9 protein-coding genes are annotated in these 13,493 nt (G+C 72.0%); 4 read left to right on the top strand and 5 right to left on the bottom strand.

Features of this window, described 5'->3' with window-relative positions:
• Nucleotides 1-5 precede the first annotated feature (5 nt).
• The 3 genes from AB0J16_RS08090 to AB0J16_RS08080 all read right to left on the bottom strand — a co-directional run bounded on the left by AB0J16_RS08090 (nt 6) and on the right by AB0J16_RS08080 (nt 8,567).
• Nucleotides 6-2,498, bottom strand: coding sequence for a PEP/pyruvate-binding domain-containing protein (locus AB0J16_RS08090; RefSeq protein ID WP_358535862.1), 2,493 nt, complete (start codon nt 2,496-2,498; stop codon nt 6-8).
• Nucleotides 2,495-3,223, bottom strand: a complete 729-nt coding sequence (locus AB0J16_RS08085) for a helix-turn-helix domain-containing protein (RefSeq protein WP_358535860.1) — start codon at nt 3,221-3,223, stop codon at nt 2,495-2,497. Before AB0J16_RS08085 ends, AB0J16_RS08090 begins: the two co-directional genes overlap by 4 nt.
• 61 nt (nt 3,224-3,284) lie before the next feature.
• A complete protein-coding gene (locus AB0J16_RS08080) occupies nt 3,285-8,567 on the bottom strand; it encodes a tetratricopeptide repeat protein (protein ID WP_358535858.1) in 5,283 nt (1,760 codons plus the stop codon).
• A 123-nt stretch (nt 8,568-8,690) separates the two neighbouring features.
• Here AB0J16_RS08080 and AB0J16_RS08075 point away from each other — a divergent pair, with 123 nt between their 5' ends.
• The 3 genes from AB0J16_RS08075 (at nt 8,691) to AB0J16_RS08065 (ending at nt 10,405) form a co-directional block, all read left to right on the top strand.
• The gene (locus tag AB0J16_RS08075) at nt 8,691-9,236 is read left to right on the top strand and encodes a hypothetical protein (RefSeq protein ID WP_358535856.1); all 546 of its coding nucleotides are present in this window, start codon (nt 8,691-8,693) and stop codon (nt 9,234-9,236) included.
• 37 nt (nt 9,237-9,273) lie between these two features.
• Nucleotides 9,274-9,651, top strand: a complete 378-nt coding sequence (locus AB0J16_RS08070) for a hypothetical protein (RefSeq protein WP_358535854.1) — start codon at nt 9,274-9,276, stop codon at nt 9,649-9,651.
• Nucleotides 9,652-9,730: 79 nt separating this feature from the next.
• Nucleotides 9,731-10,405, top strand: coding sequence for a DUF6766 family protein (locus tag AB0J16_RS08065; RefSeq protein WP_358535852.1), 675 nt, complete (start codon nt 9,731-9,733; stop codon nt 10,403-10,405).
• Here AB0J16_RS08065 and AB0J16_RS08060 read toward each other — a convergent pair.
• Nucleotides 10,330-11,247 (bottom strand): 1-aminocyclopropane-1-carboxylate deaminase/D-cysteine desulfhydrase, encoded by a 918-nt coding sequence (locus AB0J16_RS08060; protein ID WP_358535850.1) that lies wholly within the window; start codon nt 11,245-11,247, stop codon nt 10,330-10,332. The genes AB0J16_RS08065 and AB0J16_RS08060 overlap by 76 nt on opposite strands.
• Nucleotides 11,248-11,290: 43 nt before the next feature.
• Between AB0J16_RS08060 and galK the strand changes: the two genes are divergently transcribed.
• Nucleotides 11,291-12,403, top strand: a complete 1,113-nt coding sequence (gene galK / locus AB0J16_RS08055; protein WP_358535848.1) for a galactokinase — start codon at nt 11,291-11,293, stop codon at nt 12,401-12,403.
• A gap of 301 nt (nt 12,404-12,704) precedes the next feature.
• Here the strand turns inward: galK and AB0J16_RS08050 are convergent, their stop codons facing one another.
• On the bottom strand, nt 12,705-13,478 hold the full coding sequence (locus tag AB0J16_RS08050) for an enoyl-CoA hydratase-related protein (protein ID WP_358535846.1): 774 nt from the start codon (nt 13,476-13,478) through the stop codon (nt 12,705-12,707).
• Between the last annotated feature and the right edge of the window lie 15 nt (nt 13,479-13,493).

Below are 13,493 nucleotides of genomic sequence, written 5' to 3'. Positions count from 1 at the left end.
ACCCCTCAGCCCAGTAATTCCACCGTGCCCGCCTCGCCGTCCACCCGGACGCGGTCGCCGTCGCGCAGCCGCATCGTCGCGTTCCCCGTGCCGACCACCGCCGGTATGCCCAGCTCGCGGGCCACGATCGAGGCGTGCGACAGCGGCGCCCCCATGTCCGTCACCACGGCGGCGGCGCGCGGGAACATCGGGGTCCAGCCGATGTTGGTCAGCGTCGTCACCAGGATCTCGCCCGGCTTGAGCCGGTCGCCGTCCTCAGGTGAGGAGATCACCCGGGCGACGCCCTCGACGATGCCCGGCGCACCGGGGAAGCCGGTGACCGTGTCGCTGACGGGCGCGCTCCCGCCACGCGCGTCGTAGATGTCGCCGCGCCGGTCGGGGTCGGCGGCCCAGCGCACCGGGTCGAAGTGCCCGACGATCAGCGTCGGGTACGCCGGCAGCGCCGCGTACATCTCGTAGGTCGCCCGCCGGGCCGGGACCCGCTCCAGCGCGGACGTGTCGCCGCGCAGGAGGCCGAGGATCTCCTCCAGGTAGAGGAAGAACAGGTCGTCGCCGTGCCCCGTGAGCTCCCCGGCCCGCAGTACGAAGGCGCGCAGCACCCAGAACGCCCGCATGTTCTCCGACCGGGCGGTCTCGCGGTCGCGGACGACCTTGTTCCACCGGGTGACCCGGTCGCGCATCCTGGCTTCCTGGCGGGGGTAACGCTGGGCGAACCGCGCCCATGCCTCCTCGCGCGCCTTCTTCTGGCGGGCGAGCAGCGCTTCGGTGTCGGCGCTCACGTCCCGGAGCCCGGCCAGCTGGGCGTCGATCCACGCCGGATCCTCGCCGGGGCGCGGAATGGAGACCTCGAACTCGTGGGGCCCCCGATGCCCGTACAGCTGGGCGAAGGTGTCCCGGTCGATCTCTCCCCTGGCCAGCCTGCCCAGCCCGATGACCGGGCCGAGACTGGCCAGCTCGCCGTCGGTGTTGACGCCGGTGAGCATGGCTTCGGCGTCGACGTCGCCCATCATCTTGCGCAGCTTGTCGCGGGTGTAGACGAGCGTGGCCCCGCCCTGCCGGCCGGCGGCCTCCAGCATGCGGCAGCTGGTGACGACGTACGGCTCGATCTCGCGCTCCCACAGGTCGGCCAGCTCGGGGCCGGTCTCCATGGTGGCGACGCGGGCGCGCAGTTCCTCCGCCTGCCGCCGCGCGGTGGCGAGGAAGGCGGGCATGCCTTTGAGGTTCGTACGGACGCGCTTCTGGATGTTGATCCCCAGCGGCACGACCTTCTTGACGATCTCCCAGCGGGAGACCTTCAGCAGCGGCACGTCGAGGCCGGGCGGCAGCTTGCCGAAGATCTGCTCGACGGCGCTCAGCCGTGACCGCATGCCGAGCGAGACGGCCATCGTGTACATGACGCTCAGGTTCATGTAGAAACGGCCGCCGATGTTGCCGACCAGGTCGAATCCGGGCAGCGCCGAGGCGGCCATCGCCTCATGGATGAACATGCGGACGAACGACCAGGTCGCGGGCGTCATCACGTCGGGGATGGCCTCACCGAGGTTGCCGGCGGTCCACAGGTTCTCGCCCTTGAGACTGTCGTTCCACTCCTCGACCGGCTGCTTGAGGCCGGTGATCGGGCGGGCCTGGACGATGAGGAACGAGCCGTCGCGCCTGGCCCATTCGACGTCCATCGGCGTGCCGTACAGCTCCTCGATGCGCGAGCCGACCCCGGCCAGCTCGGCGGCCTGCGCCGGGTCGAGGACGGCCCGCCGCCGCAGCTCCTCGGGCACGGGCTCCTCGTGCGTGCCGGACGGCGTGCGTACGGTCATGACGGTCTTGTCGCCGATCCGCGACTCGGCGACGGCGCCGTGGCGGACCACGACGGTGTCGGGGGTGACCTGGCCGCCGACGACCGCCTCGCCCAGGCCCCAGGAGGCGTTGATGACGATCTCGTCGCGGGAGCCGTTGACCGGGTTCGCGGTGAACATGACGCCGGCCGCGTCGGCGTCCACGAGCTCCTGCACGACGACGGCCAGCGCCACGTCGTCGTGCGGCACGCCGTTCTGCTCGCGGTAGGCGATGGCGCGGGCGTTCCAGAGCGAAGCCCAGCAGCGCTTGACGGCGTCGAGCAGCGCCTCGCCCCTGATGTTGAGGTAGGTGTCCTGCTGCCCGGCGAACGACATGCCGGGCAGGTCCTCGGCCGTGGCGGACGAGCGGACGGCCACCGGCACGTCATCGCCCATCGCCTCATATGCCGTGCGGATCTCCGCGGCGACGGCGGCGGGCATGTCGTGCCCGGCGAACAGGGCGGCGATCCCGGCGGCGTCGCCGGCGGCGGCCGCGTCGAGAATCCGGTCGCGGAAGTCCGCGGCGAAGGCCCGGTAGGCCTCTGTGGTGATGTGGAAACCGCCGGGAACGGGCAGTCCTGCCCTGGTCAGCCTGGCCAGGGAAGCGCCCTTTCCGCCCACTGTCGCGAGGTCCGCGGCGGCATCGTCGAGAGGGAGTAGCACCCTCACGTGACACGCTCCTTAGCGCCCAGGGAGAGCGCGAGCTTCCGCTCCGCGATCTCCTCCATGGTGTCGAGGTAGCCGAGAGTGGCCAGCCTGACGGCCCGCGCGTCGTCGTCCGACAGCGTGGCGCCGGTGCCCATCGCGCGGACGCCGGTGTCGGCGACCAGCTCGACGAGCCGCTCCTCCGGCATCCGCATCTGCTCGGGCATCATGTTCTGCGTGAGCAGGAACCCGTAGATGACCGAGGCGAGGGTCGCGAGGTGCTCGGCGGGAGTCAGGTCCGAGCGGAGCACATCCCGCCCGGCCAGGTCCTGGAGGTACGTCCCGAACGCGGCGCCCAGGTCGAGCGTGGTCTGGCTGCTCTTCTTCTGCCTGCTGAGCTTGCCGAACACCTCCGTGTCGTCCAGGATCAGCGCCCGCATGAGCGGCCGGCGCAAGAGCCCGCCGACCAGCTCCCGGAGCAGCTCGCGCAGGTCCGTGGGCGCGCGCTCGCGGACCTCACGCACCAGAAGGACCCGCTCACGGCGGATCAGCGCCGCGAAGAGCATCTCGCGGGTCTTCCAGTGCAGGTAGATCGTGCCCTTGGCGACCTCTGCCTGCCGGGCCACGTCGTCGATGGTCGTCTTGTCGTAGCCCCAGCGCAGGCACAGCTCGGCGGCGGCGTCGAGGATCCGGTGCGCCCGCTCCAGCTGACGCCCCGGATCCTGCGGGGGCCGTCCCACCCTGGCCATCTCGTCCCACCTCAAATGTTTGACTAGATGAGACTATGCAGTCATTTAATTAACCGCAAGTTCAGCCCAGCTTCGCAAGGAGCTGTTCGGCGTCGGCCGCGAAGGTCGAGTCGTCGGTGCCGGCGGCGAGCCGGAGCATCCGCCTGGCCACGGTGAGGTCGCCGTGGGCGTACCGGATCTCCCCCAGGCGGAAGGCGGCCTCGGCGACCAGCTCGGGCTGCTCGGTCAGCCCCAGGGTGAGCTCGTAGTAGCGCACGGCCCCGTCGCGGTCGTTCAGCCAGTAGCAGAGCTCTCCCAGATGCGCGGCCGCCATGCCCGATTCGGTGTCTCCCGAGTCGATGACCCGCTGGTACCAGCCGAGCGCCTCCGGGAAGTCCCGCTCCCGCTTGGCCAGCGCCCCCAGGTACATTGCCCCGAGCGCGCTGACGTGCCCCGTGCCCGAGTTCACCGCCTGGATGTACCACTTGCGGGCCTCGTCCTCATCCTCGTCGTGGTAGCTGTGGCCGAGCGCGACCATCGCCCTGGCCGCCAGCTCCTCGTCGCCCGCGCCCAGCACCCGCTCGTACACCTGCCTGCCCTCGGCCACCTCTCCGGTCCCGACCAGGGCCTGAGCGAGCACGCTCAGGGCGGTGGGCTCACCGCCCTCGGCCGCCTCCCGCAGCGTGCGCAGCGACGCCTCGGTGTCGCCCTGGCGGCCCTGGAGCATGCCGAGCAGGCTGCCGAATACCGACCGCACCGGGCTGTCGGCGTCCCCCGCCTGCCGTTCGGCCAGGCTGTAGAAGGCGGCGGAGTCGTCCTCGGCGTCGAGGAGCGCCAGCAGCCTGCCGCCCGCGACGAACCGCACATCGGGATCCGCGTGCTCGTTCAGCCGCTCGTAGACGGCCCGCGCCCGCTCCGTCTCACCGAGCTCGGCGAGCCGCTCGGCCACCCCCAGCTCGGTGAAGGCGTCGGAGCCGACCAGCTCGTAGTAGAGGTGGACGGCCTCGGGGTCGTCGCAGAGCTCCGCCAGCTCCCTGGCCTTGGCCCCGGCGTGCGGCCCCAGATGCGCCAGCACCTGTACGGCCAGCGCGTGCTCGCCCCGCTCGTACGCCTGGTAGGCCAAGGTGTTCACGTTGTCCAGGGCGGTCTGGGCCAGCGCGGACCCGGTCCCAGCGGCGGCGCCGAACGCCTCGGCCGCCCCGAGCGGGTCACCGTCCTCGTGCAGCCAGCAGCCGAGCTGGATGCCGCCCCTGGCCGCGGCGTCGGCCTCACCCGACTCGACGGCCAGCCGCGCCTGCCCGACGGCCGCCGCCTTGTCACCCAGCGCGTGCAGGGCCTCCGCGAGATCGGCGCGCATGCCGGGGATCTGCTGACCGGTGTCGATCCCCTTGCGGTACATGTCGACCGCGCCCGCCAGGTCACCCGTCGCCTTGCGCGCGTCGCCCCACACCCAGTAGCCCATGGCCACCGTCTCGGGATCGCCGGTGCCGACGGCCAGCTCGGCCTCGGCGGCAATGGCCGCGTACTCCTGCCGCTGGAGCAGGTTGACGAGCAGGTGACACCGGCAGGCGAGATCGCCGGCCGCGGCGCCACGTTCGAGCACGTCACCGGCGCCCGTCAGGTCGCCGCGCTCCTCCAGCAGCGCGGCCAGCTCGACGGCGGTGGCCGGCAGCGCGGCCCGCAGCGCCTCGGCGGCTCCCTCCAGGTCGCCGCGTCGGCGCCGGACGACGGAGACGTTGCGCCACGCCATGAGGGCGATCTCGTCGTCGCCGCTCTCGGTCGCGGGCAGGAAGCACAGCTCGGCCTGGCTGTGCTGACCGTCCCCGGCCAGCTCGGCGCCGAGCCCGAGAGCGGCGCGCGCGGCCCACTGAGGGTCGCCCACCTCGGCGACCAGTTGGTAGAGCGCCCTGGCGAAGTCCTCGTCCCGGCTCGCCCTGGCCATCTCCAGCGTCTCGGCGAACGCGTCGTCGGTGGGGAACTCGCTCGCCTCGGCTCGGCTCGCGGGGGATCCGGTCGTCCCGGCGAGTGCTCCTTCTGCCGGGAGCCCGGCTGTCGCGGTCGGTGTCCCGGTCGCGTGGGATTCCGTCAGCAGACGGCGTACCCCGGCTATGTCGCCGGCGTCCAGCGCGAGCAGGAGCCCCGCCATCGGCGCCGACCCCGTCAGCTCGGTCAGCGCCGCCAGGGCGCCCTGCCGGTCGCCCTCGGCGGCCAGTACCCACGGCCGTTCCTCCGGCGAGGCCGTACCGAGCCGGACCCGGGCCGTGGCCGCGGCCCGCGGGTCGGTGTCCTGGGCCGCCGCGCGTTCGTAGACCGAGCGGGCGCCCTCCGGGTCACCCGCCTCCTCCAAGTGGCGCCCGACCTCCAGCAGCGTGGCCCCCGCCCCATCAGGATCGGCCGCCACGGCCCGCTCGAACGCCGCCCGCGCGCCCTCGAGATCGCCGGTCCGCGCGAGGAGCCCGCCCAGCAGGCACTCCGCCTCCGCCGCCGCCTCGTCCGGCGCGGTCCGCACCGCGGTGGCCGCCTCCACGAGCGCTCCGTCAAGGTCACCGCCGTCACGCAGGAGCCGGGCCAGATACGGGGCCGCCGCCACCTCGCCGAACACCTCCCGCAGCACCTCACGGGCCTCGCCGGGCAGGCCGGTCACGACCAGGATCTCCCCCAGCCACAGCGCGGCCTCGGCCACATGCGCCCCGTCGCCCCAGGCCACCGCCCCCTGGCGCGCCACCACCTCGCCGTCTCCGGCGGCCATCCCTTGGTACGCCTCCGGGGACCTCTCCTGCGCCTGCGCCGCGCCGTACTCGGCGAGTATCTCTCGGTACGTTCGCGCCGCCGCGTCGAGGTCGCCGAGCGTGTGCCAGGCCCGGCCGAGGTCGCGCCGTGCGACGCCGGCGAGGCGCTCGTCAGGACCGGTCACCGCCTCCTGCCAGGCGGCGATCGCACCGTGCGGGTCACCGGCGTCGTGGCGCAGGGCGGCGAGGTAGCAGGCCGCCTCCTGCCGGAAGTCCGGGTGACCGACGCCGAGCAGCAGGGACAGCGACCCGTCGGCCGCTGCCGTCTCGCCCTGCCGCCGCCACGCGTGCGCGGCCTGCAGGGCGAGCATGGACGCCATCCACGACCTGCCGTCGTCAGAGATCGCCTCGAACGCCGCGGCCGCCGCACGGAAGTCACGGTCGAGCAGGGACCGGGCGTAGCTTCCCGTCTCCCCCTCTTCCGGGTGAGCCTCCGGAACACGGCCGAACGCGGCCCGCGCACCGTCGAGGTCGTCGATCCGCACCCGGGTGAGCCCGAGCAGCCACGCGTGGCGCGGTGCCTGGACCGGATCGCCCTCCGCGACGAGCCGCTCGTGCAGGCGGCACGCGGCCAGCAGGTCACCCTGACGCTCGAACAGCCCGAGCAGCGCGCCCACCGCCTCGAGCCGGAGCCCCCGGTGGCCGGTCTCCATCGCGGCGGTCAGCGCGGCCCGCGCCTCCGCCAGGTCATGCTCGCGCGTACCCGTGTCCACGCCCCCGCCTGAGCCTTCGCCGCCGTCCGGACCGAAACCCTCAGCAGCGCCCTCGCCAGGGCCATCGTTCACGCGCTCACCGAGCAGCTCACCCAGCCCGTACGCCACCCACGCCGCCAGCACCGGATGCCCGTCGGCCCGCGCCCGGCGCAGCAGCGCGACCGCCTCCTCGATCTGGCCCTGGTTCACCAGGACGTCCTTGAAGATGGTGGCCGTATAGGAGAGCGCGAGCGGGTCACCCGAGTCGGCCGCCGCGTGGAACAGCCGGGCCGCGTCCGACAGGTCGTACCCGATGGAGGCCAGCACCTGCGCGAACACCGCGGTGCCGATGGCGGCCGTCGCGGGGTGCTCCATGGCCTCGCGGTAGCGGACCAGCCCCTCCTCCCTGCCCAGGCGCTGGTGGTCGATGACCGCCCGCAGCACCGGGTGCGGTTCGTCGCCCGATTCGCGCAGCAGGTGCAGGAAGAACTCGGCGCTGAAGCCCTGCAGCAGGTCGTCGCCCTCGGCGACGTACGACAGCAGTTCGTCGGCCTGCTCCCGGTCGCCCGCGCCCAGTTCCAGCTCGGCCAGCGTCATCATGGCCCGGACCGACTGCGTGGCCGCGCCGGAGTCGATGGCGTCGCGCAGCAGCCGCCGCGCCCCGGCCAGGTCGCCCGCCTGCAGGTGGCGCAGCGCCTCGTCAACGTCCAGGAGCGCCTGTTCCTCCACCGGGTCGGCGAGCGGCTGCTGCCGCGCCGCGTGGTCGAGCAGCAGCGCGGCCTTGAACGCCGCGTCGGGGTCGTCGTGCTCGGCCGCCTCGGCCACGAGCGCCATGACGCTCTCCCGCTCGTCCGGGTGCCGGTCGAGCAGCAGGCCGAGCAGCGTGATGGAGATCGAGGACCAGTCCGACTCCCCCGCCTCCAGTACGGCCCGCAGCGCCGCGAGCGCCTCGGCCACCTCCCCGGCCTCGGTGTGCATCTGCGCCAGGCACGCCTGGGCCTCGACGGCGTACTCCCGCTGGCCGCTGGCCACCACCCGGTGGAAGATCGCCTTCGTCGCCGCCACGTCGCCGAGCTGCGCGGTCACCTTGGCCTGCTCGATGAGCGCGGGCAGCCGCTCGTCGGGCCTGGGGTCCTCGGCGGCCTCGGCATAGGAGGCCGCCGCCTCGGCGTACTCGCCGAGATCGACCAGGACCGCGCCGAGCAGCCGGTGGGCGGTGGCCAGGTGGTCGGGGTGTCCCACGGCGATCGCGTGCTCGCACACCTCGCGGGCGGCCGCGAGATCCCCCTCGTCGGCGTGGATCCGGTAGAGCCGGAACGCCGACAGCGACACCACATCGGGATCGCCGCAGGTCAGCAGCTCACGGTAGTCGTCCTCGCTGTCCGCCAGCTCGAACAGGTCACGGGCCGTACCCGGATCTTGGGGGGCGAAGTCGGGCAGCTCCAGCTGGGCGGCCATCGCGGCCACGGCGGGACTGTCGCACCGGCGCGCCCGCTCCAGCGCCTCCTTCGCGCCCTCGACATCGCCCAGCTCGGTCAGGACGAGCACCAGCGCCGTCTCGGCGAGCGCGGCCACCTCGAAGTCGGCGCCGTCGCAGGCGATCATCAGCACCCGGTGCGCGGCGGGCCATTCGCGGGCGGCGACCAGCATCATGCCCATGGCGATGGCGGAGCGCTGCCCGAAGACCGGGTCGCCGGAAAGGATCACCGACCGGTGCGCGGCCTCCGCGCCGTCGAGATCGCCCTGCTCCTCCAGCAGACAGGCCAGCAGGTGCGACGCCTCGGGATCGCCGGTGGCGGCGATCTCCCTGAACAGCACGGCCGCCGCGTCGGGATCCCCCGCTTCCCAGCACTTCATCGCCGCGGCCAGCTGCTCTGACTCCATATTGCACTCCCCAGTCATTTAATACTGTGAAAAAGCTACACATGTGTCGCTCTGGTCACAGCACGTTCCCCGATCTCGGGACCTTCCGACCATCCCGGTTCGGCGCGCCGTAGCGTAGGGGCCATGGCTAAAGCGTTCTGGATCGACCAGGAGTTCGACAGGGATCGTGACGGGCGCTATGCCGTACACGTGCGCAAGAACCTCGAAGAGTTCGAGTGGGGCGACATCGCGCCGGTCAGGTTCGCCTGCGCGGCCTGGCGGCTGGCCACGCCGCCGTCACTGAACCCCGGCTACGTGCGCTGGGACCGCCGCATCCTTGAGGCGACCTGCCACCGCAACACGTGGGACGGCACGCTCAACGCGCGGATCAGGCTGGTCTCCCCGCTGCCCGAGGAGCTCACCCGCTCACGGACCTGGTGGCGCGACCGCGGCTGGCTGGGCTGGCAGGAGACGTTCGGCCAGTATGTCGAGCCGACGCAGCAGGACCTGGCCAGGATCCCGTTCCTGCGGGCGACGCTGCTGGTCGAGGTGCCGGTGCCGCTCGACGACCTGCCGCCGGAGCCCGAAGGGCCGCATGACGAGGTCGAGCAGAGCGCGGCGCGGGCCCTGGCGGTGCTGGTCCGCGAACTGAACCAGCTGGTCACCCCCATCCTCGACCAGCTCGGCTGACAGCATGCCCGCCACATAACTGGGTAGCGGGGGGCGCATGAGGATGCTGCTCGCCGTGCTGTCGATGGCACTGCTCGCCGGATGCGCCGTGGACGCGACCGCCCCGGCCCGCACGGCCGAGCGCTTCCACGCCGCCCTCGCCGCGCACCAGGAGGACGCCGCCTGCGCGCTGCTCTCCCAGCAGACCGCGGAGAAGCTGCCCGACCGCGGCCAGACGTGCGCCGACGCGCTGCGCGAGCTCAAGCTGGGCGGCGCCGGGCCGATCACCTCGGCGCAGGTCTGGGGCGACGACGCCCAGGTACGGCTGGCGGGCGACACGCTCTTCCTCCACCGCTACCAGGACGGGTGGCGGGTCACGGCCGCGAGCTGCCGTCCGCAGGGAGACCGACCCTATGACTGCGAGGTGGAGAGCTGATGCGGGTGATGTTCACGATCACGCTCATCGTCATCGCGACCGGGCTGATCTGGTTCTTCACGACGGGACTGGTCCGCCTATGAAGCAGAAGATCAAGGAGAACGGGCTGTCGCTGGCGTTCCTGGTGATGTTCCTGCTGACGCTGGCCGGGCAGGCCATCGCGGGGACGGGCCAGTTCAACGACGAGCAGCTGGTCAACGGCGGGGAGCCGGTGTCGGTCTTCACGTACGTGACGTCCTCGGACTTCGCCGTGGACGTGGCCGAGAACTGGCAGTCCGAATACCTGCAGTTCTTCCTGTTCATCACGATGACGATCTGGCTGGTGCAGAAGGGTTCGCCCGAGTCCAAGGAGCCCAAGGAGGCGGGCATCGGGTCGGACGAGAAGCAGCTCGTCGGCCGCTACGCGCGACCCGATTCCCCGGCCTGGGCCAAGGTCGGCGGGCTTCGGCTCCAGCTGTACAGCAACTCGCTCGGGCTGGTGATGGGGATCGTCTTCGTGCTGTCGTGGCTGGCGCAGTCGGTGGCCGGGGTGGCGGCGTACAACTCGCAGCGGCTGCTCGACCTGCGGGATCCGGTCTCGTGGGGCGCCTATTTCACCTCACCGGAGTTCTGGAACCGGAGCCTGCAGAACTGGCAGTCGGAGCTGCTCGCCGTGCTGTCGATGGTGGCGCTGTCGATCTACTTGCGGCAGCGCGGGTCGCCGGAGTCCAAACCGGTGGGCGCGCCGCACTCCTGGACCGGCGTCGAGGGCTGATTGATTGCCGGGGTCGAGGTCTGATCAGCCGCCGGGCCCCTCGGCTGATCGGCCGCCGGGCTCCACGGCTCACCGGTGACGACCGCGACGATGCGGGTGCCCGGCGGGAAGGCGCCCCGCCGTACCAGGTCGAAGACGCCGTAGAGCATCTTCCCGACATACACCCCCTCGACCCGATATTTCGCGATGAAGTCGTCGAGAACCGGCGTCGAGCGGGCGTAGCCCCCGAAGTGGTAGTCCAGGTTCACCGACCAGTTCGGCCACACGCGCCCGTAAGCCTCGCGCTGCAGGCGCGCCACCTCATCCCCGAGGAACCCGGCCCCCTTGAGCACCGCGAACCCGATCGCCCGCCGGCCCTCCGGCAACCCGGCCGCGATCCCGGCCAGGGTGCCGCCGGTGCCGACCGCGCAGCAGATCACGTCGTAGTCACCGCCGATCTCGCCGGGCAGTTCGGCGCACCCGCGTACGGCCGCCGCGTTGCTGCCCCCCTCCGGCAGGATCGCCACGTCACCCCACTGCTCCCGCAGCGCGGCCTGCACCTCGGGCGTGTGCTTGCGGCGGTATGTCCCCCGGTCGAGATAGGTGAGCCGCATGCCGCAGGACACGGCGTACGCCAGCGACGGGTTGAGCGGCAACGTCTCCTCACCGCGGATCACCCCGATCGTCGCGAACCCATCTCGGCGCCCGGCCGCCGCGACAGCCCTGATGTGACCGGAGTAGGCGCCGCCGAACGTGAGCACGCGGGGATGGCCCAGGTTGTACTTGAGCTTGCGCGCTTTGTTGTCGTCGCGGACCAGGAAGACCCGGACAGAGCCGAGCCCCGGATCCACCAACTCCTCCATGGCGCTAGTCTACGGTCGGACCTTTGTTGAGGAGTGTTGGATTATGCGCGTTGTCGATGCTTTTCGGGCCGCCTTCGGCGCCGACCCCCGGACGGTCTGGCACGCGCCCGGCCGCGTCAACCTGATCGGCGAGCACACCGACTACAACGACGGCTTCGTCCTGCCCTTCGCGGTGCCATGGGGCGTCACGGCGGCCGTCAGCCCGCGCGAGGACGCCACGATCCGGCTGCTGTCCCTGCAGTCGTCCGGCGACCCGCTGGTGATCTCCAGTCACGAGGAGTCACAGGGCTGGAGCCGCTACGTGGTCGGCATCCTGGCGATGCTGGGCGACCGGGTGCACGGCGCCGACATCGCCATCGACGGCGACGTGCCCCAGGGCGCCGGGCTCAGTTCGAGCGCCGCACTGGAGGTGGCCATCGCCTCGGCCCTCAACGACCTGTACGACCTGGGCATGACGCCCATGGAGCTCGCCCAGCTCAGCCAGCGGGCGGAGAACGACTTCGTCGGCATGCCGTGCGGCATCATGGACCAGGCGGCGTCCGCGCTGAGCACCGAGGGGCACGCGCTGTTCCTCGACTGCCGCTCGCTCGGCTCCCGCAACATCCCGCTCGACCTGGCCGCGCATGGGCTGACCATCCTCATCATCGACACGCAGGTGCACCACGAGCACGCGGGCGGCGAGTACGCCAAGCGCCGCGCGGAGTGCGAGTCGGCGGCCCGCAAGCTGGGGGTCGCGGCGCTGCGCGACGTCACGGACCTGGCCGGGGCGCTCGACCAGCTGCAGGGCGCCGAGCGCAAGCGCACGATGCACGTCGTCACGGAGAACCACCGCGTCGAGGCGCTCATCGGCCTGCTCAGGGCCGGGGCGATTACGGAGATCGGGGCGCTGCTGAACGCCTCCCACCTGTCGCTGCGCGACCAGTACGAGGTGTCGTCGCCGGAGCTGGACCTGGCCGTGGAGGCGTCGCTGCGCGGCGGCGCCCGGGGCGCCCGCATGACGGGGGGCGGCTTCGGCGGCTCGGCGATCGCGCTGGTGTCCGACGAACGCCTGGAGGCCGTGAAGGAGTCGGTGCGCGCGGCTTACGCCGAGCGCGGCTGGCAGCCTCCCCGCTTCCTCCCCGCCACCCCGTCCCCGGGTGCGCGGCGGGTGTCCTGACTGGGTGGCTGTGGGCGCGTTTCTTCGTGCAGGCCCGCACTTCTCTTAAGAGCGACATTCTTTGTTACGGCAGGCCCGGTGGGCCCCACCCGCCAACCGGGGCCGGGGCCCGTCCAGGGGCACGCTCCTCCGGTGGAGGCGGCTGGGCGCCGTGACGTGCGTCTTCTTGGCCCCGGCCGTGGCCAGTCCGACCCACCGCACAGAGCCGGGCCCGTCCAGAGGCACGCTCCTCCGGTTCACCGGCTCGCCACCGCAACGTGCGCACGGACACCTTCTGCGTGGTCTTCGGGAACCCCTCTGACTACAGGGGCGGGAAGTTCGGCGGGCGGCGCTCCAGGAAGCTCGCGACGCCCTCGGCGAAGTCCGGGCGGTTGAAGGAGGCGAGCATCTCCTGGGTCGCCGTCTTGGCCGCTTCGTCCAGGGTGATGTTCCAGTCGTTCCAGACCTGACGCTTGATGACGGCCATGGAGGCCGGGGAGCTGTGGGTGGCGAGCTCCAGGGCGTACTCCTGGGCTGAGGCGAGCAGCGCGTCGCCCGGGATCGAGCGGTTGGCCAGGCCGAGCTCGTAGGCCTCCGCGCCGGTGAAGACCCGCCCCGACAGGAGGATGTCCATGGCTCTCTGCTGGCCCATGAGGCGGGGCAGGATCCACGACAGGCCGTATTCGGCGATCAGGCCGCGGCGCGGGAAGGCCGTGGTCCATTTGGCGTCCTCGGCCGTGAAGATCAGGTCGCAGGCCAGCGCGTGGACCACCCCCAGCCCGGCACAGGCGCCGTTGACGGCGGCGATGATCGGCTTGGCGATGGTCGTGGGGAAGGTGTTGGGGCGCGGGTCCGGCGTCTCGTCGTAGTCTCCGGTCTGGATGGCGCTGAGCGTCTGGAAGTCGGCGCCCGAGCAGAATCCCTTGCCCGCGCCGGTCACCACGATGGCCCGCACGTTCGGGTCCTTCTCGGCCTCCTGGAGAAGGTCGAAGTAACACCGGCCCATCGCGTCCGTCCAGGCGTTGAGCCGGTCGGGACGGTTGAAGGTCAGGGTGAGCACGCCTTGATCGGCCGAGGAGAGAACGAGTTCCGCCATAGGGCAACAGAATCA

This window comes from Nonomuraea sp. NPDC049750, from assembly GCF_040659625.1.
GTDB lineage: Bacteria > Actinomycetota > Actinomycetes > Streptosporangiales > Streptosporangiaceae > Nonomuraea.
The sequence above is the reverse complement of the archived record's forward strand: the minus strand, read 5'-3'. Positions and strand labels throughout refer to the sequence as shown.